Origin of the sequence: Gordonia polyisoprenivorans NBRC 16320 = JCM 10675, from assembly GCF_000241325.1 — a bacterium.
GTDB lineage: Bacteria > Actinomycetota > Actinomycetes > Mycobacteriales > Mycobacteriaceae > Gordonia > Gordonia polyisoprenivorans.
Genome location: NZ_BAEI01000079.1, coordinates 43,050 through 67,062, shown reverse-complemented (window position 1 = coordinate 67,062; position 24,013 = coordinate 43,050). Strand labels below are relative to the sequence as shown.

Here is a 24,013-nt window from a genome sequence, read left to right as displayed (position 1 = left end):
ACGTGCACCATGGGTGGTGGTCAGTGTCATCCGGGTGGGCGACCGTCGTCACTTCTCGGCCAACGCCGAGAGCACTGCGGCCACCCGACGCGCACGGGTCTCTTCTTTCTTCGCATCGGCGACCGAGCGCGCGTACTCCTTGCGGCGGCTGTAGGCCAGCGCGTCGAATGCGGTTTTCGCGACAGGATCGGCGTCGAGCGCCTCGGCGAGCGCCGGCGGGATCTCCACCTCGCGCGGCGCGTCGTCGACGGCGATCGTGATGTCGACGGTGTCGCCGATGGCCACCCCGAGTATGGTGCGGGCGGCCTTGCTGAATCCGATGAGGTTCTCCCCGCCCATGCGTGCCAGGCGCGCGCCGAGCGTCGCGTCGCCGATGCGCACAGTCACCGGGAACGCCTTCTTGCCCGCCCCGAGTTCGGCGACCTGCTCGTCGGTGAGGATCACCGCGGCCGCCGGGCCTCGCGGCTCCAATACCGTTGTGAGCGTGAGCGTTTGTGCCATGATCGATCCTCCTCGATCGCCGGTGGATTACCGGACGTCGATACCGAGTTCCTCGGCGTCGGACTCATGATGGCAGAGATGTCGACCGGCGTCCGGCGCGTGGGCATAGCCTGGGCCTACCACGTCGTCGATCGCAGGGAGCGCACTACATGTCCGAGCAGTTCGAGATCAGCCGCGTGATCCAGGCCGATCCGGCAACCATCTTTTCCGTCCTCACCTCGCCCGACGGGCACGTCACCATCGACAGTTCGGGGATGCTGCAGAGCGCCGAGGGCTCGCCGGTGTCGGCGGTGGGCGACGAGTTCGTCGTGCACATGGATCGGGAGTCGCTCAACGATCTACCGATGGGCAAGTACGACGTGCGGGTGATCATCACCGGCTTCGAGCAGGACCGGTGGATCGAGTGGACGATCGCCGGCACCGTCCGCCCGCCGCTGGATCACCGTTACGGCTATCGCCTGGAGGCCACCGACGACGGCACGCGGGTGACCACGTACTACGACTGGAGTCGCGTGACCAACGAGGACATCAAGGGCCGGTTCCCGATCATCCCCGGGGCCGGTCTGCGCGCCACGTTGGGGATTCTCGCGCGAACAGTGGAGTCGCACTGAACAATTGGCCGACGACGGAGGTGCCATGAGCACGCTGACGATCACCCACGAAGTGCTCGGGCCCTGGTCGCTGGACACCAGCCGTGAGTTCTGGGAGGGATTCACCCCATCCGCGTTGCGCGGCACGCAGGAGCCGGGACGGTTGTCGACAGTGTTCCGGGTCGACGCCGACTGGTCGGCCGCGCGGGTCACCGTGACCCAGCGTGGGCAGACCGCGGAGATCGAGGTGAGCGGCGACGGCGATCTTGACGCGGCCGCCGAGCAGACCGCGCGCTTCCTCGCCCTCGACGTCGACGCCCGGGGGTGGCCCGCCGTCGGCGAGCGTGACCCGGTGATCGGACGCGCGCAGCAAGCGCTTCCGGGGTTGCGGCCCTGCGGTTTTCACTCCGCCTACGAGGCCGCCGCGTGGTCGGTGCTCTCGCAGCGGGTGCGCATCGCCCAAGCCGCGGCGACCCGTGCCGCCATCACCGACCGCTTCGGTGACGACGGAGCCTTTCCCGCGCCGGCGCGACTCGCCGACCTCGACATCGACCTCCCCGGCCGCAAACTCGAATACCTCCACGCCGTCGCCGACGCCGCCGAGCAGGGCGCACTCGACACCGCCGCGCTGCGGGCGATGGACCCGCAGGACGCGATCACCGAGGTGCAACACATCAAGGGCATCGGGCCGTTCGCTGCCGAACTGATCGTGCTGCGCGGCGCCAACGCCCCCGATTACGTGCCCGCCAACGAACGCCGCCTCACCGCCGAGGTGGCGCAGTTGTACGGGCCCGACGCCGTACTCGACGAGATTGCGAACGCGTGGAAGCCTTTTCGGACGTGGGCGTCGGTGTATCTGCGGGCGCGGGCCGAAGGGGGCATTCCGGGTGATGTTGTGCCCGGATTGCGGGCACAACATCACCCTGATGCGGTTTAGGTGGTGCCGCCACACGCGGCGACGGCGCCCTCGCCCGACTTCGTGTCGGTGGCAATCACTTTGCTGCCTTCTTTGATGGTGCAGGTGATGCTTCCCGAGTCGTCGACACCGTTGCTGGCGGCCAGGCTCACGGGTTTCAGCGAGCCGGCGAACGAGACGTCCATCGTCCACGGCACCGACTCATTCTGCGCCTCGGAGACCGTGCCACCCGATGTCATGTACGCGATGAAGGCGCTCGACCCATCGCCGGTGACCTGGTAGGTCACCGTCACCGGTCCGTTGACCTTGTTCTCGACGTCCTTGCCGAAGCCGACCAGCGCGACGACCGCCACCACCACAACGATGATGAGGAGGATGACTCCGCCACCGAGAATCCACGGCCACACCGGCCGCTTCTTCGGCGGCGGAAAGCCCGGACCGCCCTGGCCCGGTTGCGGATACCCGGGCTGCTGGTAACCGGGTTGCGCGTATCCGGGATATCCCTGTTGCGGATAACCCTGCTGCGCATATCCCTGCTCGGGGTATCCGGGTTGCTGATAGCCCGGCGGCTGCGAATATCCAGGCTGCTGGGAGTACCCGGGTTGCTGCACCGGCTGACCCAGCTGCGTCGGCTGGTCGAACTGTGACGGGCCCTGATTCGGGTCGTTCCACGGATTCTGCGGGCCGGTCATGACGTTCCCTTCGCCTTCGATGAGCAGCGACGCCGCCGATCGAGACGTCGTCGCCACACCGAGTTCACCACCTGAAGCGCGCGGGCTCGGCATTTCTGTAGAAAGACTAAACCAGCGGGCCCTCCGGTCGGTGGCGCAGGTGCTTGCGCCGATCGACGCCAAGCGCAGGTCCGGGCGCACGCGGCGCCGGTTATCTCCGTTTTGTCCCAATAGCCGGTCATTTTCTTGCGTCCAGCCAAGTAGTGTTCGAGGTCGCGGGCACGCACTCATTTCGGCTCAACAGGCGCTTTGCGAATTTCGGCACATGATTGTCGATCTTCGAATCGTCAGGCACACAGAACTTCTCGCTGAACGATGCGGCGGCAGTCCCGCGTTCCCGCCAACCGTCTGCATACCGGAGTATGCACAATGCAGCGGCTCTTTGATAACCAATCCTCACTTCCCGAGATTTGCCGATGCCAGCTATCCAAGCTCGTCGTCGAGTGTCCCTCGAGCGGTGGAATCTGGTTCAGAAATACCAGCCTTGGGTGTGAAGACTGATACACCTGATCGGTGCAGAACAGGAACAGCATTCGACGTGCTCTCGCGGGCGCGACAGCAGCCATCGCCCTCACCCTTGGCGTCTTGGCCGGCCCCGCACTGGTCAGTGATCTCGGCGCAGCCCATGCCCAGACGCTTCCTGGCGCCAGCCAGGCCAAGGCTACGAGCTGCAAATCTGGCTACTACCGCAACTCCAATGGCCGATGTGTGCACGTTCCGGACGGCAACTCCGGTGGTGCGACCTTCCGATGCAAGGACGGCACCTACAGCCACGCGCAGCATCGGCAGGGAGCCTGCTCTCGGCACGGGGGCATCGCCGGGCCGGCGAACAGCGGAGACGGAAACGGAAACGGCAGCCTCGGCGCGCTGTTTGGTAGCAGTTAGATTCAGGTCGCGGCCGACACTAATCGCTCGATTCGGAAGCTGAACCGCACCAACGCCAGCGCATGAGCACCGGGCAGGTCCGACACCCTGCCCGTCCGGTCACGCTCTGCCTGCTCGCAGTGATCGTCGTTGCAGTGATCGCCGTCAGCATCGAGGATCGGCGGGATCCCTCTGGGATCGGCGCTGAATGCGACGAGTAAGACGGGCGGGCAGCGGGGATTGGCAAAGGCGCTCTTTGCAGAGTTCGGCGTGTTGGGTTGAGTCAGCTCATCCCCCTCCGGCCTCTTGGAGCCCGAACACATCCCTGATCGAGTCGCCTGGTCATAGACTCGAACATGTGTCGGTGGATGACCCGGACTCCTTGGTAGCGCGGAACGACAAGGCGGAGGTCCTCGCACACGTCTGCGCCCGGTTGGCTGCGGGCGACACCACTAATGCCCGCGAGACGCTTCGCTCGGGGTACCCGTTTGCACCTCAAGCCAAGGTCGCCCGCCGATACACCGAACGTCAGTGCCTGCGCGTGTTCTACCGCGACGGATTCATCGATCGATACTCGGGCACTCGTCTGGTCAATCCCGGTGTTCTGAGGGCACTTTCGCTGATCTTTCCCGATGACTTCCCGGCCCACCCGAACTGGCAGATGGCCGGTACCCACTTCGCGTTTTGGGAGTTGTTTCCATCCATCGACCATGTTGTGCCAGTGACCCGCGGCGGTACTGACGACGAGACGAACTGGGTGAGCACCTCAATGCTCCGCAACTCCGCCAAGGCGCACTGGACCCTCGACGAGCTCGGCTGGAGCATCGTCGCGCCCGGCGACCATCGACGCTGGGACGGATTAAGTGGCTGGTTCGTCGAACATGCTGCGAGCCACCTCAAGGTCGCCACGCACAACTACGTCGGACGGTGGCTGCGCGCAACGATGGCCGTACGAAGCGAGATGACCGAGGGCGACCTCCCACCGCGTACCGTCTGACAGCTATGTCGGACAACATGGTGGTGTACACGAGCTTGGACGCCGACGAGGCCGAAGCCGCGCGTCGGGTCGATACGATCATCGACTGGCTCCTCGACATCGAGATCATCGCTCCGGCCGAAAAACCAGATAGCTTCCTGGGGCAGTATCGCGAGGTTCGACGCTTCGCCCACGCCTTTGACTCGGCATGGATTCCGCCGGAAGTCGTTGCCGGAGGCGCGGCATGGTTGTTCGGGGTCGAGGTCAACAAGGGCTGGCAGATCTCGTGCAATATGGACGGGTTTGAGGGCCCGCCGTGTCCGAGGTGCGGCACGCAGCTGCCCGATTCGGAGATCGGCGATCTCATGCTCGAATGGTACGAGTCCAGGACGGAAACCCCAGTGACGTGCGCGAACTGCGCACATGCCGACCTACTGGGCAACTGGCCACATGTGTTTGCCGGCTATGGCAACTACGGGTCGGTCTCGTTCGTCGACGCCTTCCCGCTGACGGAGGAGTTGGACCGCGAGATCCTCTCGCGCCTGGGTGGTCGACCTCGAAAGCTCTACGTCCACATCTGATCACGCGGCATGGTCGCCAACACCGCTCAGATACCCAACCGGCGCGCCACGTCGGCTCCACCGACGCTGCGCACGAAGTTCGGATCGCCGCACACCACCAGCTGATCACGAGCCCGCGAAAGCCCCACGTAGAGCCGTTCTTTGGATCGGTCCCGAGGCGCGGACTCGTTCAGTGCGAGAACGACGACGCGCCGCTCCAAGCCTTTGAACCCGAGGACGTGGCCGTAGAAGACTTGATCGTCGTCCCAGAAGGTGTCCCAATAAGCCTGTGGCCCTTGCTGTTGCCGCGCGATCTGCTCATTGTGCCGGCTACCGGTTGTGAGCAGAGCGATGTCCTGGAAACGCCAGCCGTCGTCGAGTAGCAGGTCGACCTGATCGTCGGCACAGCCGAGCGCCTCGTCCGGGGTGCACGCCACGAAGCGCACATCGGGCCCTTCTCCTCCCCGCAACTGCATGCGTTGTCCGACAAGCGGACTGAAGGCCGACGCGATCTGGCGGGTGTTCCGCAGGTTCTGATCCAGGAGCAGCGGAACCAACGGCACCGGCGGCGCCCCGTGCCGATCGAACACGCGCTGCGCCTCGTCGCTGAACACGTAGACGCCACTGTCGTCGGGGTCTCGCAGGCACGCCAGTATCGGCCGCCACCATTCGTCGGCGAAGTCTTGCGCCTCGTCGATGACGATGGCGTCGAAGCGGTGTCCGGGATCCAGCGCCTCGGCAAGATCAGTCATCTCGTTCGGCAGCTCGTGCTCCCAGAAGTGCTGTGCGGCATCGCTGACAACCGACTCGTCAGGTCCCGTTGCCGCTCCCCATTCGATCCCGAGCTGATGGAATTCGCCCACGTATGCGGGTCGTTCGGTGTACTTCCAGCCGCCCACCAGACGGGTCAGATATGAGGCGAGACCGTGCGAATAGCAGAGCAGCGCCACCCGTTGGCCGGCCTTGGTCAGTCGCCGGGCCTGCTCGACGGCGAGGAAGGTCTTGCCACTGCCGGCCCCGCCGCGCACCTCCACACGGTGCAGCAGTGAGATGGCGTTCAGTAGCACCGACTGTTGCTCGGTCAGCGCGTCGGCGGCTTCCTCGTTCTCGAGTGATCGGGCAACGACGTCGCGTTGAGGCAGTCCGCGCCCCCTCAGTGTGGTGACGAGTTGCTCGATCGCCGAGGCGTCGAGGGCTGGCAGGTCCTGCTCCTTGTCGAGGAGGACCCGACGGATGAGTGGGACGAGGTGATCGAGCTGGTTACGATCGACGACCTTCCATCGCGGGCAGTCCGGCAACGCGAAGTCGTCGTCGATGAGCGATTGCGGTAGCACCACAACGTGATCCCACCGCAGCCGTCCGCGCGTCCACGCCGGGTGAGTCTCGACGTAGGACCGCAACGCGTAACAGGCGCCGCGTGCTTGGGCAACGGGGTCGATCCGCTTCGGCCGGTTCCCCGGCCGCGACTGCAGCCAGCCGTCACCGTCGTGCCAGACCTCGCCACCCTTGACCTCGACGCACACGATCCCAGCGCCGGCGATCGCGACCACGAAGTCGGCCTCATGGTCCTTCTCGTGATCGGTGACCCGCTGACCGTGGATCACCAAATCGTCGTCGGACAGCTGGTCACGCAGCGCGAGCCACACCGATCGCTCGGTGGGCGTGGCGAACCGAGGGGACTCGGGGAACATCTGGGGCACGGCGACCTCCGTTCGGGCTCACCTGCACTCTGTCAGATCGCCGGGTCGAACCACTGCTTCGATCAGCTCGAAGCTGCTTCGACTCGCTTGTTCGCGTGCCAAACTTGTCCCTGCACCTGCGCCAAGACACCATCGAAGATGCGTGATCCGACGCCGCAGTCCTTGCATCGGAAGCCGAACGTCGCAGTCGACACTGATCAAAGAGGGGCGCTATGAACTCAGCGGACAAGGTATCCCAACTCGCGGAGGTCGCGCGTGAGATCCGCGCCGATCCACTCGCGCGAATCATGTATGGGAGTCGTGAGCTGTTCCACTCCAACCTACTCGCCTGGCTCTGCGACGAATTCCCGGAAAATGTCGGACCCGTTTCGATCAATTAATCGGTGAAGAAGCGGTTCCTCTGCAACTCGAATGTATGAGAGCGCAGCGGGAGTGGCAACACCTCGACCTTGTCCTTTCGTGGACAAACCGGCCTCCGCTGGTAGTCGAGAACAAGGTCTTCTCAATCCCGCGTCAGGATCAGCTTGACGGCTATGCTCAGAAAATCCGTAAGTTGAAAACGCTCGGGCCGGAGACACGTGCTATTTTGCTCAGTCTCGGTGACCCGGGCTGGAGAAAGTACACATCCGTCGGTGAACCGGACGTAGACTGGCACTTCGTCTCTTACGGAGAACTAGCCGCTCGTCTGGCTTCACAATTCCCCTCCGGTCAGAGCTATGAACTCGAGACTGCCAGGAGATACGTCCAACTCGCGCAACAGCTGCAGAAATTGGCCGACCTACTCCAAATTGACGACGAGTCGGAGCCAGTTTTCATTTCTGGCTGGGCCGCAGAAGCCGATGACAAGCAGCTGATGACGGCAGTCTCGAAGCTGCGAGCCTTATACGTGTCCAACTTCATCGACAAGCAGATCCCCAGCTCCGAGACTTCACGTTCGGCGAGTGCAGGCTTTACCCGTGCGACGCCTATCGTCGAGTTCACGTACTCGATAGGCTCGGGCGACGACGATGTGCGGGTTGGCTGGCAGGTCCAGGGACAGCAGTTTCGCCTCTTTGCAGTCCTACCGCACCTTGATGGTAGGACAGAGGATTTGCGGGCCGCTCGGAGTAGGTGGGGTCTCGAGAATCGACAATATTTCGACTTCGGCAGTCTCGCAGAAATCGTTGGCTTGTCGGTGCGCGATACTGTCCCTGCCAACGATACGTTCAACCGCTACGACCCCGACTTCATTTACAAATACCTGAAGATGCCCGATCTGACTGTGGGGGAACTGGTTCAGCTTGCCAAGCGATACCAGGCCGATCTGCCTGACAATGACTGATCTGGTCCTTGCGCATTGTCGACGCCCTGGTCGGCCTCGCGGTGACGAGCTGAGTGGACCGGCCTGATGTGGGTAGTTCCACTTGGGTCACCCCTTCCTGTCGGTGAGGAGCGATCGTATCGGCGGCCTGATGCTGCGGGCCATCGATTTCGTCGGTGCTACTTCACCTGCGCCCCGTCGCCCATCACCGCTCCCTCACGTCGAGGGTCGGCTCCGCCGATCCATCCGCCTCCCGATCGCCACAGGGCGCTTAGTCCGCTGGACTGATCGGCCACCGACACCTGCTCACCGCGTTGCCGCAACCCCGCGACGAGTGGATCGTTTGCGCCGTCGTCGGCGGTGTTGACCAACGGATGCTCACCACCGACGTTCGACACCGGCGTGTTGGCCGAGCCGAAGTCGATCATCGACACCGCCTGCTGCGGGTTGAGGTTCCAATCGAGCATGCCGACAAGCGTTTTCACGACGAACTGGATGATCACCGATCCGCCGGGCGAACCGAGTGCACCGACGAGAGTGTCCGGGGCGCCATTGGTGCCGGGTCTCATCACGATCGTCGGCGCCATCGACGAGCGCGGGCGCTTGCCCGGCGACACCCGATTGGCCAGCAGCGCACCGGAGGCGTCGCGGGGTTCGGCAGAGAAATCGGTGAGCTGGTTGTTCAGAATGAACCCGTCGACCATGTGGAAGCTGCCGAACGCCGACTCGACGGTGGTGGTCATCGTGGCGACGTTGCCGTAGCGGTCGGCGACAGTGATGTGGCTGGTGCCATGCTCGGTACCGGGATAGGAGCCGAGCGGGACGTCGCCCAGGTTGCCGGGCTGGGCCTCGCCGAGCGAGGTATTCGGGCGGATCAATGCGGCACGCCCTTTGAGGTAGGCCGGGTCGAGCATGGTGGCCACGCCGCGGCCGGGGAGCGGGATGAAGTCGGGGTCGGCGACGTACTTGTCACGGTCGGCGTACGCGAGGCGTTCGGCCTCATCCACCAGGTGCACGGAAGCTGGGTTCGGTCGTCCGCCGTCGCGGTTCACGTCGGTGGGTCCCATGGCCGGCAGGTCGAAGTTCGACAGGATACCCATGGTGGAGGCGACGGTGATGCCGCCCGACGACGGGCCGGGCATTGCGACGATGCGGTAGCCGCGATAGTCGGTGGAGACCGGGTCGCGGCGCTTGGCCTGGTAATTGGCAAGGTCGGCGGTGGTCATCAGGCTGGGCGTCATGCCGGCGGCGGTCGATCCGGACTTCTCGACGATGGCCTGCGCGATCGGTCCGGTGTAGAGCGCCTGCGCGCCGTCGGTGGCGAGCGCTCCGAGGGTCTTGGCGTAGGCCGGATTGGTCAGACGGGTCCCGGTGGTCTTGGGTGTGCCGTCGGGGTTGAGGAAGTAGCTGCGCGCCTCGTCGTCGACGGAGAGTTGTTTTGCCGAGTCGGCGATCGCCGCTGCCAGACGAGGCGAGATGTCGAAGCCGTTGTCCGACAGTTGTATCGCCGGATCGAACAGCGACTTCCACGAGGTCCGCCCGTACTGGTTGTGCATCAGCTCGAGCATCCGCACGGCACCGGGCACTCCGATGGAGCGACCTGATGCCCGCGCGTTCGGCTGTGGCGCCCGCTGATCGGTGGGACTGATGTAGCGCAGGTAGTCCTCGGTGGCCGCGGCGGGCGCGGTCTCGCGGCCGTCGAAGGCGCTGGCGGAATGGCTGGCTGCGTCGTAGTAGAGGGCGAACGCTCCCCCGCCGACGCCCGACGATTGCGGCTCGACCAGTCCGAGGACCGTTTGCGCGGCGACGAGCGCATCGGCGGCGGTACCGCCGTCACGCAGCACATCGCAGGCCGCCTGGGTGGCGAGCGGATTGGCGGTCGCAGCAGCGTAAGAGTCGGTCTGCACGGGCTGCATGCCGGTGCGGTAGCCGGTGGCGGTCTCGGGGCGGGTGGAGATGTCGGCCGACGGCTGCGGGGAACCGCTGGCGTCGAGTTGGGTGCCGGTCGCAATCTCTCCGCAGGTCACGGGCTTCGCGGTCGAGTCCGAGTTGTCCGTCGAGCAGGCGGCGAAAATGAGCGCGGGGGCGACGACTAGAGCAGCGGCCCGCAGCAGGTGGGTGGTGCGAGGTGGACGGCGCATGCGTGTCAACCCTAGACCGTGGCCTGGTTGTACGGCTGCAGTCGACAAACGCAGCAAGGGCGAGTTCGGCCTATAGGTGTCGGCCACTCGTGATCTACTCCCAATCGTGACCGATCCGCTCGTTCCTGGCATTTACGAGTCTGTCGTGACGGAGACCCTGGACCACAGGCTTGCCGAGTCCGCTCTGGCCGCAGAGTTCTCCCGCATCACACCGGACGACGAACCGCACGTCTACGCACGGCACATCGCTGCCGTCGTCGAGCGACACCTTCGTCTCGTCGACAAGGACGATCGGCGCGACGCCGCCAACGCGATCATCACGCAGTTGATCGATGGGGGCGTGGACACGGTGTCGCGCCGCGATCTTCTCACCTCGCTTCATGAGTCGACTCGTCCAGCTCCGCGTCGCCCGGCAACACCGATCGCCGAAGTCGCTCTACTGACGAACACTCGCGATGAGCCGAACATGGCCAGCGAGATCGCTCTGGAGCTCGCGAGCGCTGATCGGGTCGACCTCCTCTGTGCGTTCATCCGTTTCGCCGGCATCGCGGTCATCGGCCGTGAGCTTCGGGCACTGAGAGAACGTGGCGTCCCTCTACGCGTGATCACTACGACCTACCGGGGCGCCACCGAACGGCGCGCCATCGACGATCTAGTGACCAAGTACGGGGCCGACGTCCGCATCCGCTACGAGACCGCGTCTACGCGGCTGCATGCGAAAGCCTGGCTGTTTCGACGAAACTCAGGTTTCGAGACCGGATATGTGGGCAGTTCCAACCTGTCGCGCTCAGCGCTGGTCGACGGCCTCGAATGGAACGTTCGCATCTCTGGTATCAGCACGCCAACGCTGGTACGTAAGTTTGAAGCAACGTTCGACACGTACTGGAACGACTCAGCATTCAAGCCCTACGACCCGACAACCGATGCGCACCAACTCGATACAGCTCTGGCGGAAGCCGGCGGATCTGGCTCTGGCCGCGAGACCATCACCGTGTCAGGGTTGGACGTTCAGCCGTATCCGCATCAGGAACGGATCCTCGAAGCACTATCCGTGGCGCGCGAGGTGCATGGACAACACCGCAACCTCGTCGTCGCGGCAACGGGAACCGGCAAGACTGTTGTCGCGGCATTGGACTACCGACGCCTCTGCCAAGAGTCTGGATTGTCACCGAGTCTGCTCTTTGTCGCACATCGCAAGGAGATCCTCGAACAGTCCATGCGCAAGTACCGGGAAGTCCTGGGCAACGGTAGTTTCGGTGAGCTGTTTGTTGACGGTCACCGTCCTACCGAGTGGCGGCACGTGTTCGCCAGTATCCAGTCCTTGAGTGGGCGCGGTGCCGCCGACATAGATCCAACCGTTTTCGATGTGGTGGTCGTCGACGAGTTCCATCACGCCGCAGCGTCGACGTACACACGGCTCTTGGATCGCATCCAACCCCGAGAGCTGCTGGGTCTCACAGCCACTCCAGAACGCACCGACATGCTCGATATTCTGCGCTGGTTCGGCGGACGGCCCACCTACGAGTTGCGACTATGGGATGCCCTCGAACAGGACCTCCTGTGCCCGTTCCACTACTTCGGCGTCGCCGACAACACCGACCTACGAAACGTGACCTGGTCACGTGGCGACTACAACCAGAACGACCTCGAGAACGTCTACACCGGCAACGACGCTCGCACCCGCCTCGTCTTGAACGCGGTTCGCGACTACGTAACCGACCCGCGTTCCATGCGCGCCCTCGGATTCTGCGTATCCATCACGCACGCGATCTACATGGCCCGCGAGTTCTCACGGCAGGGTATTCCGTCAGCCGCCATCTCGGCCAACACACCGAGTGCCGAACGCGCGCAAGCTTTTGCCGACCTTCGGCGCGGATCGATCAGTTGCCTGTTCGCAGTCGACATCTTCAACGAGGGCATCGACATTCCCGACGTCGACACGCTCCTTATGCTGCGCCCGACGCAGAGCGCGACAGTGTTCCTTCAACAGCTCGGCCGAGGATTGCGACGCAGCGCAGGCAAAGCCGTCTTGACGGTGCTCGACTTCATCGGCCATCAACGCGCGGAGTTCAACTTCGCTCCCCGCTTCACCGCTCTCACCGGCGTCCGCGGCCAACACCTCGTCGATGAGATCGGTGACGGCTTTCCCTTCCTACCCGGCGCGAGCCGGCTGGTGCTGGACCGTCAATCTCAAGACATCGTGCTCGACTCGGTCAAGTACGCGCTACCGAAGAACAGGCGGTCGGCGCTCGTTGCATCGGTGCGCGAAGTCAACTCTGCCATTCTCGGTGACTACCTGCATGCCACAGGCGGCGACCTCGCTGACATCTATTCCGGTAGTGGCACCCGCGCGTGGACGCCTCTTCTTCGCGACGCCCACTTGGCTACACCAGACCCGGGGCCGGGAGAGGACGCACTACTCAAGCGCGTGCGAGCGCTCGCCCACGTCGACGACCTTGAACGCGCGACGGTTTACCGTCGACTCGCAGCTGTCGACGGACCGAGCTACGACGACCTGAACCACCGCGAACAGACGCTGGCTCGCATGCTCTTCTTCACGCTGTGGTCTGATCTCGGTGGATTCGCAAGCTACGAGCAAGGGTTTGAGTATCTGCGTAACCATCCGGCGATCTGCACAGAGATTCAGCAGTTGCTCGAGGTGTCCACCCACGGCATCCGCCACGTCCCGCGCGCAGCCGACGACATCGACCCGGAACTACCGTTGCTCACACACGCCCAATACCGCCGCGAAGAAGTGCTGGCCGCCGTCGGCTTCGCCAACCTTCAGCGAAAGGCGCGCGGACAGGCGGGCGGCGTGACCTGGAGCGGGGAGACCTGTGCGCTGTTCGTCAACCTCCACAAAGACGAACGCGAGTTCAGCCCCAGCACGATGTACCGCGACTATCCAATCTCACGCACCGAATTCCACTGGGAATCACCCAACAACACCGCAATCGACTCCGATATGGGTCGACGGTTCGTGCAGCAGCGCACCAATGGTTGCGACGTTATGTTGTTCGTCCGCGACCGACCCCACGGAGACTTCGGAGCGGCGCCGTTCATCTTCCTCGGTCCGGTTGACTACGTGAGCCACCAAGGCGAACGGCCGATCGCGATCACGTGGAGGCTGCGTCGGGCGATGCCGGTGGATGTGTTTGAGAGCGGGTCGGTGGTGGCGAGTTGAGTTTTTCCCATTAGAACTAAACTAAGCGGGCGTCTTGCAGCGTCAGCGCTGAGACCGCACCACCTCGAATAGGTCCGAATCGAGAGTGTGCATCTGCCGCTCGACCATCTCAGCCAGGATCGGATTCTCAATGACCAGTCCTAGTTCGACGTTGTGTCGTTCCGCGCTTTTGGAGAAGTTCGCGCTAGTAACCACGAGAAATTGGTGGTCGACCGAAATGAACTTCGCATGATTGCGCACCAGAGAGTCATCGATTCGCTTTGTTCTCAACACGATTGCGCCGCCCATCTCATCCGCGACCTGTTGTGTCGTTGGCTTCCATGCGGCGGGATTCGAGTCTGCGGCGTCGGTGTCCATGTAGATCCGGACATCAACCTCGGTCCGCTTCGCTGTGGCGGCCAGCGCTTCCCAGAGCGCCGACGATCGCTGGAAGTTGAACGTTGAGCAAACGACGGATTCACGGGCCCGCGTCACGTAATGGTGGACCGATGCGGTTAGCTGACCGTGCTGTGCGAGGTTGTCCGGTGCAGTCCACACCGGGGTGATCGACGTACGTCGGTCGTGGGAGCCCTCGATGGAGCGCAGCACGGCGACGCTCAGCGAGATGGACGAAGGCCCCAGGCCGGCCGCGCGCAATAGTTCACGCACGCGTGTGCGGCGTGCTGAACCGATAACGGATATGGCACTGCTGAGCGTCTCACCGTCACCGATCCGATCGGCGAGCTCCTTTGCCTCGCTGCCGGTGAGGTAGGTCGCCAGCTCGCGACAGGCCACTGCCTCACCAGTCATCGGGCTTGCCGAAGAAACCGAGATCACTCCCAGGCAGAGCCAGCAGGAATCGCCGGTCAAGGAAGCGGTTGGCTCGCTCACACGATGTTTCGGAGGCCATCACGCAGCAGTGGCATGCGGCGCCATGTAGGAAGTCTTCGGGATCGTGTGGAGTGCGGACAGCGCATACCGGGTCCGAGGAACAACGCCCTGCCCGATGCAGCGCCCCACGGACGATAGCGGCCAGCAGGTCAGCCTCGCTCAGCCGCACAAGCCCGCCGAGTGTGCCGTCGCTGTCGGAGGCCGTTGTGCAGATCAGTATTCCGGCCGCGGCCGGCCGAGCGCCGTCGCCGCGCCACGCGTAGATGCGCTCGCTCAAACTGGCAGCCCCATAGCCGGAATCCATCGCCATCTCTCGGATGAGCAAGTGGGCGAGGGTGTGCAGCAGCCAATACCGCGGTGGCCGCATCCGTTCTTCTGGGTTGACGACCTCAGCGGTTTCAGAGAATCGACGCTCGAAGTTTCGTCGGTGCGCGGCCTTATGGGAAGCCCACAGCTCGCTTGACGCGACCCGATCCTCCCAGGCTCGCACCGAGTCCTCGTCCAGTTGAAGGAAAACTCCCTCGCCGCGGTCCTCGGTGGCGACGGTCCATTTCGGGCGGTCGGTCCGGGTCAGCGAGACAAGTCGATTGGTCACGTCATTGACGCGGTCCAATTCGTCGATGCGGGTGAAGCCAACGACGGCGTTGACCTTCCGCAACCGGTCGACCGCTAGGACTCGAGATACGCCGGCTGGCATGTCGTTCGCGACCGTACGAGGCGATAGCGTCAACCCACTGCGTTCGTCGGTATGGAAATCCGACGCCGGATCTCGTTGCAGATAGCGCCATTCCGGCACGAGCAGGTCGATCGGGTCCCAGCGTTCTTTCTTCTCTTGGCGCTGGTCTTCGCTCATCGGTGGCCTAAGCGCCGCGTCGATGAGCTCCCGCAACTGGCTGTCGGACCAATCGTCGTTGTGAACTTGGCGCGCTTTGAGCAGTGCGCGTATGACAGAGATCTGACCGGCGAACGCAGCTAGGTCATCCCCAAGCGCTACTCGGATCCGATCGGCCTCGTCGGCGAGCCGTTCCTTCGGGTCCAGGCGGGGCATATCGATGATCGACAGCGTCGCCGGGAACCACAGGTTCGATGCACCGACCAGCATGAGACGTGGTTCGGCGGTGCAGCTGCCACCGGCAAATCCATCGAGATGCGGTAGTCGCCCACGGCATTGGGGAAGTTTCGCTCGGCCGGCGACGCCCTGGGCTTCGTTCATCGGACGGGTGGCGTTGCAGGACTCGCAAACGATGACGGCGCTCGCCCCCTTGCCGCCTGCGCGCTCACGCATCTTGAGCACCGGGACGTCCGCTTTAGAGCACGGGCTGCCCTCATGCACCCACCAGTCGTAGGGAAACTCGTCAAGATGGCCGTTCACACACGCCAGCAGGTAGCGCGCAGGCACGACGGGCCGGCGGGTCGAGCCCTTCTTCGCGATACGACCACGACGACCGTGGCACGGAGAGTGCTCGAAAATCGCCTCGTCAGTGCGAAAAGGTTTGGTATTGGTGTAATCGAAGACGCTGATAGGTGCCAGCCGGTCGCAACCCGTGCAGCGCATCCATTGTGGGAAGACACGGGCAGGCACACCGAGATCGCGGCCCCCTTGAGAGAAGATCGTCGGCTTCGGTTCCCACGGGAAGGGCCGCAACTCGCCCACCTGCGAGCCGAGCATCACGCGGACCACTTCGAGTAGGCGAGGAGCATGCACGGTCGGGATACCTCCACGTCTCTTCCAGACGCGATCCCAGTCGTCCAACCCGGACGGCATGACCGTGAAGTGCGGCAAATCCATGATCGAGCCAGGGCCATAGGTGTAGAGCAATGATGACGGCCGGGCGGAACCTACCTTGGCGAAGTTCTTTCGCGCGCCGTCCTTTTCGAGAGTTTCGGCGTCGCCCATCGGGTCCAGAGGTCGGGTCGCGTCGTACATCACGCCGGACGAGTCAGTCATCGTTGGCTCCCGTGTTCACTTGGGCCGCCCAGGTCGGTGCGGTGACAGGCGGCTTGTAGTACAGGTTCTCCTTGATCGGGCTGACCAGCAGGTTGATCTCGGGCTGCACTTCGCGCATCGAGTTGGCGACGATGAAGGGTGCCCCGTCGTTCGCGTCGCTGCGTGACCGCGTCTCTTCGGCGCTGCGGATGAGAGTGCCAAACTGGCTGGTGTCCGCGATGCGTTCGTATGCGAGTGAGAGTTGTTGGTCGATGAGCGTGGTGCGGCGCTTGTCCCACTGGTCCAGCCGGTTGAGTAGCCGTACCCGAGCGCGGTCGGCAGATGGCTCGTCTGATGCCCGCCGGACGCGAGCGACCAGCGCCTCGATCAGTTGCTCAAGGAACGGCCGTTCCGCTGCAACCCGTCCAGCGCTCTTCTCCGGAGACAGCCCATTGGCGGTGGCGGCCTGCAATACCCGGGCGGCGCTGACCAGGACCCCGTCGAGACCGCGCTCCATGGACGTCACGGAGAATGGTGTCACCGACAGTGGCTCGACCTGGGCGTAGAAGGTCTCGTGGTAATGCCGGAACTGCTCGTAGTGCGCCAGGTCTCGAGGGCGCGCCCAGTTGCCAAGTGTAACAACGAGTCCCGGCTTCTGTGGATTTCGTCCGACGCGAGATGATGCCTGAATGTATTCGGCGGTGTTCTTGGGTTGGCCGACCAGCAGCATCAGGCCAAGCCGGGTGACGTCGACGCCAACCTGCAGCATGGAGGTTGCGAGGATGACGTCATAGGGGTTGATCTTCCGGTTCGGCACCTTTTCGTGGCGGGCCAGTGCCTCTCGGCGGCGTTTGCGGGCGAGCGTCGAGTCGAATGCGGGGTCGAACGGCGTAGCCATGTCGTCGAGCGTGCGGGTGATGTCGGCGCTTGAGACGCGGGAGGTGAGTTCATCCAGGTTGAGGGAGCCGTATTCCGTCCCGACGCGCCTGGGTAGCGCGGATCCGGGCCGCCCTTTCGACAGTGCAGTCTGGATATCGTCCTGCATGTATCGGGACATGCCCGCCAGCTCTCGGGTGGCGTTGAAATAGCCGACGAGCGTCATATAGGGGTCGGCGGCGTCGCCGTCGGAATCGATGAGTTCCTGGGCACCCGCCATCAGCACCTGCGCGACCTGGATCTCGGCGTTGGTGAGGCGCACGCCGGTAGTGCTGATGCCGATGTAACGTCGCCCCGGTGCGTCAGCGGAGGGCCGAACCTCCGTGGAGAAGAAGGTTTCTCCGGCGTCGATGACTTGTGGTGGGAACACAGTGACTCCGCGGCCATACAGCCCGCGCACCTGGTCCGCGGCGTTGCGGACGGTTGCTGACGAGGCGACGATCAGCGGTTTGGCGACCGCTCCGTCCGGGGTGTGCCAGGTCGTCAGTGCGTCAATGGAGACCTCGAAGAGACCGACCGTGGTGCCGAGCGCCCCGGTGATCAGGTGCAACTCGTCCTGAATGATCAGGTCCGGTGGCCGCAGGCGAGTTGCCGGGTGGACGGCCGCTGCAGGGTGGCGCCCTTTGGACGGGTGCTTGCTGCCGTCCTTGATGTCGCACTGACGGTAGTCGGTGTGGACGTAGCCGTGCCGGTCGCAGCGCCGCGACACATAACCGAAGAGCGATGCGGCCTCACCTTCGCGGGCGAGGCGGGCGAACTTGTCGACGGTAGCGATCACGAAATCTGGGACCAGGCGATAGATCTCCTCATCGACGGTGAGCACAGGGAGTCCGCCGTCGACGGCGCCGCCGTCGGCGAAAGGACAGCCGGCTCGATCATCCCCGCAGAAAACTTGGACCCGGCGCAAGGTGTCTTCGATGCGCACCGACGCCGGAGTGATAGGTGTGCCGCACCAGGGGCACCGCTGGATCTGCAGCACCGTTAGACGGTGTCCACGTCCCTCGTTGACTCGCTTGAGTTCGGCGGCAGCCTCGTCGACCCGTTTAGGCGAAACGTTCGTGCCGACCCACAGCCCGATCCGGAATGGTTGTTCACCCCATAGGTCGGGGCGATCGCAGCGCGCCAGTTCGGCTGCACACATCAGGGTGGTGGCACGCTGGAACTGCTGGGCGGTGAGCAACCGCAACGTATACCGCATCAGCACGGCTACCCCGGCCGAGCCGTCAAGTAGCCCGTCCGGTGTGTCGAGCAGCCCCTGCCGGCGGCGGATCGCGAACGTGAACGCGGCGAGGCCGAGATAGGCCTCGGTCTTGCCACCACCGGTGGGAAAGAAGAGCAGCTCGACCTTAGCCAGATCGCCGGCGCGGCGCGGCGTCGATGGCTCGCACAGTCCCCGGATTTGCATGAGCACGAACGCGAGCTGGAAGGTGCGCCAGGAGTGTGCCTTTGGCCCATTTTCGAGTACCTGCTGCCGTGCCGCATTGACACTCAGCGTCGGGTTTTTGACTCGAGCTTCTGCAATCTGGGTATGGATGCGCTGCTCCGCCATCACTTTGTTCATGAAGCCGAAGCAGCGCACTGCTTCCTCGTTGTCAAGCAAGAAGTTGACACCGTCGGCGAGCTGTTTGTGCACCCTGCGGGCTTCGCTGACCGCGTCGAGTGCTTCGTCCCGTAGGTGCGCAGGCAGCGCCTTCGCCTGAATTTCGCGCTCATCGAGCCAGCCGCCGTATGCCGTGACGATCGGCGCGAGTCCGGCTCGCAGGTTTGCCGTAGTCGCATCGGCGAGCTTGGTCATATCGAGGACTGCGTCCTCGACTTCGACTGCGCGGGTCTGCGGAGTTTCGGACGTTGGGAGCCAGGTGGTGCGCACCTGGGTCGCCCGGCGCTCTCCGGCGCGGACGGTCCAGTCGGCGGAGCAGGTGCGGCCGATCGCAAACTCCAACCGGTCGCGATATTGCAGATTGAGTCGGCTGAGCTCGGTATCAGGCTCCAGGCGTTCGTCGACGGTGACGTCATACACGGGCAGGAAGACGGCCGCGCCACCAGCCTCGACGTAGAGCTGTGTCTGGAAGAGCCAGGCATTTACCGGAATCTTCCGCGGCGTCTCCTGGTCGTTGCAGAGTGCCACCTCGACAAGTAGTCGGTTGAGCGCGTCGTCCCGATAGGTGTCAATACGGAGCTTGACGTCGTGATCGAGCGTCACCTCGTGAGTTGTGCCGGATGTAAGGTCCGCGACCGCAATCGTTTTCGATATGTCGACAGGTGTGCGGCGGAAGCGGCGGATGGCGCGCCCGGCTGCCGTGACTTCGCCGGTGGCTTCGGGGTTGTAGACACCCCAGGACGCCCTGATGGTGAAACTGGCCAGGTCGCAGGGGATTTGGAAGCGCAACCCCATGGACGCGGGGATCATCAGCCCGCGTTTGACTGGCTCGTCGTCGCGATCGCCGCCATTGTCTTCGTCGGCGTCGATCGTGCTGTCGTCGACGGTGGTCATCGGCACGCCACGGCTCTCCAGCGCGTCGAGGTCGTCGCCGAGGTCGACGGTGCTGTCGGCGTCGTCATCATCCACAGATGGCACTTCAGGTTCGTCGGTCAGCCGCACCGGCGCGATGCGGCCGATGAGATACCTCGAGTCCGGCGGGACGTCGAGCACTTCCTCGTCTCCGCTGTCCGGCCCGAGCAGCTCCCGGGTGAGGATGTCGGCGAGGTTCTCCCGTGCGGTCCACGAGGTGCCGTCCGGCTGATGCGTCAGCTCGTACGGTGGGTTCGCGCGACCTGGCGTTGTGGCCGTCATTCGTCGTCACCTACTTCCTTCTCGAGCGCGGCTCGCCGATGGTTCTCCTCCAAGAGCTGGTCCAAGATCTCGACCCGTGCCGCAGGGGAGACGGTCCACCGGGTCATCTGCCGGTAGGTGTGGAAGCCGTGATCGAGCGCCACATCATCCCAGCCGTATGCGGCCATCACCGATTCGTCCAGCTCGACATGAATCTGCCGTAACCGCGCGACATCGGCATCCGAAGAGTCAGTAATGTCAGGGTCATTCACCAGGTTGTAGATCTTGGTGAGTCCGAGATCGCGGCGCAGCATCATCTCGCGACGCTCGGTGTCCAACGACTTGCCGATCCGGTCGAGGTCGCCAGTAGCCATGGGCCGTGGGAACGTCAGGAACACGTCGGATGGTGTGTATCGCACCCGGGTCTCGAGTGTCGATCCGTAGGTGATAGCCCAGAGCTGGTGTAGCGACGAGGACAGCATGGCCTGGTTTGCGAACGACTCGGTCGCGAACACGCCCAAGAGATGGCTGAAGACCTGGCCAGTGGGGACACGCACCGTCATGACGGTCTTGCTGACGAGCGCAATCACGAGTACTTCGTCGAGGTCCGCAATCGCCGTCCGCATGGCCGGCCGTCTATCCGCGTACTGCCACCAGCGCTCCGGAAGCGGCTTGCGCAAGGCGTAGGTTCCATCAGGCTTTTGACGTTGCCGCTCCGGCTTCACCAAGGTTCGGAGTCTCTCAAAGGGCTCCGCATATTGCTTCGCCGCGTCCTCAGTCTTGTCGTTGAAGTCGATGACCCAGCGAGACCCAGAACAGTCCGCACGCGAATTCAGGTCCTCGCCGTTCAGGTAGGGAAACACCACTTCGGCGTTGCGTGGGTCGTCCGCGATCCACTGCTTCGCCTGGTGGGGCTCGAGCACAAACCCCATCCCATGTACGAAGCAGCCAATAAACGAGACACGGTCGTTCTCCGCGAGTCGGGCAGGCGACCCTTTAACCCGACCGGCCGGTTCAAGCAGCGTGGATATGCGGCGGGTAGGCACGTCGTCACAGACGAGCGCCGCGTCGGTGGCGACATTGTCGAGTGTGCCCCAGACTGCGGCGTATTCCAGGTTGGCGCTGCTGGCCGGCCAGGACCGACTCTGGATTCCGCGAGTGATGGTGAAGCCCCGCTCCACCATCCGGTCGAGTCCAATTTCACGTGAATCCCCTTGTGCAACTGTATTGGTAGCGATCAACCCCAGGTCTCCGGACCCGGCGAGCAGGTTCGTCGCACGCAAGAAGAAGTAGGCGACCAGATCGGCGCTGCCTTTCGTCCCGTCCGCGAGCACGTTCACGAACCAGTCTCGGAGGTTGGTGCCCATCGCGCCGGTCAGCTTTTTGCCGCCCAGGAACGGCGGGTTCCCGATGATCGCGTCGAAGCCTCCACGCTCCATCACATCCGGCACGGCGAGTGCCCAGTGCAACGGCTCCCACCGCTCATAGTCGGTCGGCACAGTGGGCGTGAGGCCCTTGGCGATCAGCGCGTCAAGCATTGCTGGATCGCCTTCTCCAGACTTCGGATATGCGCGGCCGGCGGCGACGCGCAGGTCGTCGTACGCCTCGTTGAGAGCTTTCCCTGGTTTGCCGCCAACCCGTAATCCAGCCGCGATGACCCCGTCGGCGATGTGCCGGAGTTGCGCGAGGTCGTGGTTGATCTCGGCGAGTTGTCGCCGCTTGGCGTTTGCGGTGCGTTGCGGGTCGCGATCGTCGATCTCCGAGGCGAGCTGCCGCCGTTTGCGTCGCACTCGCTCGACGATGTGGTCGACGTCGAGCCGCTCAGCGACCTGCCGTGCCTTGTTGACCTCGAATAGTCCCTCTGCCTCCACCGCGTGCGGATCGATGTGCATCGCCTCGATCTGCCGCAGATCGGTCACACCGAGCAGAGAATTGCCGTGCAGCACTTTGTCATCGACGAAGGAGAACGGCAGGTCGCGGTCCAGCGATACCAGCCAAAGCGACAGCTTGCACATCTCAACCGCCATGGCGTTAATGTCCGCGCCATAAAGGCACTGAGCGACCACTTTGCGTCGTGCCGCCGTCTCCAACTCGCTCGGCGACATGGTGGCAGGCCCCTCACGGTGCCACACCTCGACGAGCCGAGCGGCGAGATAGCGCGCGGCCGCGACGAGGAAAGCACCAGAGCCGCATGCTATGTCGGCGACGCGCAGGTCGAGGATGTCATCAGACGAGATCAGTTCCCACTGAGTACGATCCGCGGTCTGATGCGGGCCGGGGGAATAGACGAGCGGCGCCAACGCATGCTCGACGACTTCTTCTGCGAGCGACCGCGGCGTGTAGTGTGCGCCCGCGTTGCGTCGGGAGGGAGTCTCCACCACGACAAGGCCGCCGGGCGGTATGACGACTGGTCGCCCGCGCAGGTCGCGGCGGATCGCGCCAATCCATGGCAGCAGGCGTTCGCGAAGGTCCGCGTCGTCCGGTGCGACGACTCGCACGGCGCGCTCAGCATCCTCCACCGTGTCGCCCGCTGCCAGCGCCTTGGCGAGTTTGGCCGCCGACGGTAGCTTGCTGGCCGGTTGGTCTTCCTTGGCCCAGTCCCGCACTGCCGTGGCGATGGCCGCCTCACCGACGTGCTGCTCAGCCAGTCGCTCCAACTCGGCGAGCGGGATCTCTGGCTCCTGCCCGTCCGTGCCGAGCAATCCGACGATCAGTTCGTCAGCACGGCGGCAGGTGTAACCGAGCAGGCCCTCGTAGATGTAGCCGATCTGCTCAACATCGATGTCCCGAAACGAGATTCGGCGGGCGTCCTGGCCTTTTGGCTTCGCGACCTGGACTGCGTGCAGGACCCGCCACATCACCCGATCGCTCACCGTAAGAGCAAGAGTGCCGCGATCGGTGCGGGCGTCAAGGAACGGGAAACGTGCCGCGTCGAAGAGCGAGCCGCCGTAGGCGGGCAGCCGCAGGTCCTCGAAGGACGCCCCGTCATACAGCGCCCTGGAGGTCGCTAGTAGCCGGTGCCAAGTCAGGTGGGTCGCATCGAGGGAGTCTTCGCCTTCCTCCCGTGCCCGGCCGTCGAGGACGTCGAGCTGCCCGATTAGGCCGTACGCCCCCTCGAAAAGGTCACCCTGCGGCAGGAGGCCTCGCTCCTGCGCGAAGAGTAAGAAGACCACCCGCATGAGCACAGTAACCACTGCGTCGTAGATGACCTCGCCGTCGTCGGGCAATGGGCTGGGCTCCCCGCGACGATGCGCGTCGTCCGCGCTCTCGGCGAAGGCAGCGACAACAAGCTCCACGGCCTTGCGAACCTGGACGCCAAGGGCCTCGGTCACCTGCTCGGCCGCGAGTACTGAATCGGCGAAAAGCGCTGGGAGGCGGTGATCCTCGCGTCCACCTATCAGGCGGATCGGTGCGAGCAACGCGGCGAACGCGTTACGTGTCGCGGGCTCCTCCACCCAGGTCAGCGCGTCGACGATGCCGGACGCGGTCATGGTGCCCGGTGCAGCGCTGACGATGGCCCACCACCGACCATCGGTCACCACACCGACGCGAATCCCGCTGTGTCGCAGCATCGCCTCCATGCGGTCGATCGGGCTGCTTGCCCACCCGTCGCCCACCAGGTCGCGCAGGTCGTCGACCGGATCAATGACCCACGCGAGCGCCGCCACGTTGTCCTCGTGCCGCATGACGGCCGTCGGCTCGACGACGATGCCTTCTGCGGATCGCACACGAGCGGCAGTTACCGCCTCGGGTGCCGCAGCGGCGACACACCACAGGTCGCCCCAACCGAAGACGTCCCGCAGCACGACTTGCACCCACGCGTCTCGCGCGACAGCATAGGCGGCCCTTGACGCCTCATCGTCTGGCCACCGGTCCCAGGCGTCCCACGCCTTGTCAAATGCGGGCTTCGCTTCCGCGAGCGCGACTCGCGAATCGTCAGCGAGCGGTGGAATGCCCTGCGGCCAAGCCTCCTTGAGCGCAGGAATGGCGATGAACGGGCCGTCGGTATCCACCAGCTCCAGCCAAGCCCTGTGTAACTCCGTT

At 64.2% G+C, this 24,013-nt stretch carries 15 protein-coding genes; 7 read left to right on the top strand and 8 right to left on the bottom strand.

Features of this window, described 5'->3' with window-relative positions; genetic code table 11:
* Positions 1 to 48 precede the first annotated feature (48 nt).
* The gene (locus GOPIP_RS22265; RefSeq protein ID WP_006372073.1) at positions 49 to 501 is read right to left on the bottom strand and encodes a YdeI/OmpD-associated family protein; all 453 of its coding nucleotides are present in this window, start codon (positions 499 to 501) and stop codon (positions 49 to 51) included.
* A 149-nt stretch (positions 502 to 650) separates the two neighbouring features.
* Between GOPIP_RS22265 and GOPIP_RS22260 the strand changes: the two genes are divergently transcribed.
* Entirely contained in the window at positions 651 to 1,112 is a 462-nt protein-coding gene (locus GOPIP_RS22260; RefSeq protein ID WP_006372072.1) for an SRPBCC family protein, read from the top strand.
* Positions 1,113 to 1,137: 25 nt separating this feature from the next.
* The gene (locus GOPIP_RS22255; RefSeq protein WP_006372071.1) at positions 1,138 to 2,028 is read left to right on the top strand and encodes a DNA-3-methyladenine glycosylase family protein; all 891 of its coding nucleotides are present in this window, start codon (positions 1,138 to 1,140) and stop codon (positions 2,026 to 2,028) included.
* Here GOPIP_RS22255 and GOPIP_RS22250 read toward each other — a convergent pair.
* Complete coding sequence (locus GOPIP_RS22250; RefSeq protein ID WP_035728700.1) at positions 2,025 to 2,792, bottom strand: hypothetical protein; 768 nt, start codon at positions 2,790 to 2,792, stop codon at positions 2,025 to 2,027. The genes GOPIP_RS22255 and GOPIP_RS22250 overlap by 4 nt on opposite strands.
* A gap of 459 nt (positions 2,793 to 3,251) precedes the next feature.
* Between GOPIP_RS22250 and GOPIP_RS29790 the strand changes: the two genes are divergently transcribed.
* The 3 genes from GOPIP_RS29790 (at position 3,252) to GOPIP_RS22240 (ending at position 5,159) form a co-directional block, all read left to right on the top strand.
* Positions 3,252 to 3,623, top strand: coding sequence for a DUF3761 domain-containing protein (locus GOPIP_RS29790; protein WP_006372069.1), 372 nt, complete (start codon positions 3,252 to 3,254; stop codon positions 3,621 to 3,623).
* A gap of 337 nt (positions 3,624 to 3,960) precedes the next feature.
* On the top strand, positions 3,961 to 4,599 hold the full coding sequence (locus tag GOPIP_RS22245) for a hypothetical protein (protein ID WP_006372067.1): 639 nt from the start codon (positions 3,961 to 3,963) through the stop codon (positions 4,597 to 4,599).
* A gap of 5 nt (positions 4,600 to 4,604) precedes the next feature.
* Complete coding sequence (locus GOPIP_RS22240; RefSeq protein ID WP_006372066.1) at positions 4,605 to 5,159, top strand: hypothetical protein; 555 nt, start codon at positions 4,605 to 4,607, stop codon at positions 5,157 to 5,159.
* Between the two features lie 26 nt (positions 5,160 to 5,185).
* Here the strand turns inward: GOPIP_RS22240 and GOPIP_RS22235 are convergent, their stop codons facing one another.
* Positions 5,186 to 6,838 (bottom strand): nuclease-related domain-containing DEAD/DEAH box helicase, encoded by a 1,653-nt coding sequence (locus GOPIP_RS22235; protein WP_006372065.1) that lies wholly within the window; start codon positions 6,836 to 6,838, stop codon positions 5,186 to 5,188.
* Between the two features lie 415 nt (positions 6,839 to 7,253).
* Here GOPIP_RS22235 and GOPIP_RS22230 point away from each other — a divergent pair, with 415 nt between their 5' ends.
* Entirely contained in the window at positions 7,254 to 8,159 is a 906-nt protein-coding gene (locus GOPIP_RS22230) for a PD-(D/E)XK nuclease family protein (RefSeq protein WP_006372063.1), read from the top strand.
* Between the two features lie 158 nt (positions 8,160 to 8,317).
* On the opposite strand, the gene GOPIP_RS22225 is transcribed toward GOPIP_RS22230, so the two are convergent.
* On the bottom strand, positions 8,318 to 10,279 hold the full coding sequence (locus tag GOPIP_RS22225) for a gamma-glutamyltransferase family protein (protein ID WP_006372062.1): 1,962 nt from the start codon (positions 10,277 to 10,279) through the stop codon (positions 8,318 to 8,320).
* A 106-nt stretch (positions 10,280 to 10,385) separates the two neighbouring features.
* Here GOPIP_RS22225 and GOPIP_RS22220 point away from each other — a divergent pair, with 106 nt between their 5' ends.
* Entirely contained in the window at positions 10,386 to 13,463 is a 3,078-nt protein-coding gene (locus tag GOPIP_RS22220) for a DEAD/DEAH box helicase (RefSeq protein WP_035728712.1), read from the top strand.
* Positions 13,464 to 13,505: 42 nt separating this feature from the next.
* Here the strand turns inward: GOPIP_RS22220 and drmC are convergent, their stop codons facing one another.
* The 4 genes from drmC to GOPIP_RS28590 are packed head-to-tail and all read right to left on the bottom strand — an operon-like array spanning position 13,506 to position 23,982.
* The gene (gene drmC, locus GOPIP_RS22215) at positions 13,506 to 14,252 is read right to left on the bottom strand and encodes a DISARM system phospholipase D-like protein DrmC (protein ID WP_006372060.1); all 747 of its coding nucleotides are present in this window, start codon (positions 14,250 to 14,252) and stop codon (positions 13,506 to 13,508) included.
* Positions 14,242 to 16,281: an MrfA Zn-binding domain-containing protein gene (gene drmB / locus GOPIP_RS22210; RefSeq protein WP_006372059.1), complete on the bottom strand. Its 2,040-nt coding sequence runs from the start codon at positions 16,279 to 16,281 to the stop codon at positions 14,242 to 14,244. The genes drmC and drmB overlap by 11 nt, the downstream gene beginning before the upstream one ends.
* A complete protein-coding gene (gene drmA, locus GOPIP_RS28595) occupies positions 16,274 to 19,990 on the bottom strand; it encodes a DISARM system helicase DrmA (RefSeq protein ID WP_006372058.1) in 3,717 nt (1,238 codons plus the stop codon). Before drmA ends, drmB begins: the two co-directional genes overlap by 8 nt.
* Positions 19,987 to 23,982 (bottom strand): Eco57I restriction-modification methylase domain-containing protein, encoded by a 3,996-nt coding sequence (locus GOPIP_RS28590; RefSeq protein WP_244421202.1) that lies wholly within the window; start codon positions 23,980 to 23,982, stop codon positions 19,987 to 19,989. Before GOPIP_RS28590 ends, drmA begins: the two co-directional genes overlap by 4 nt.
* Between the last annotated feature and the right edge of the window lie 31 nt (positions 23,983 to 24,013).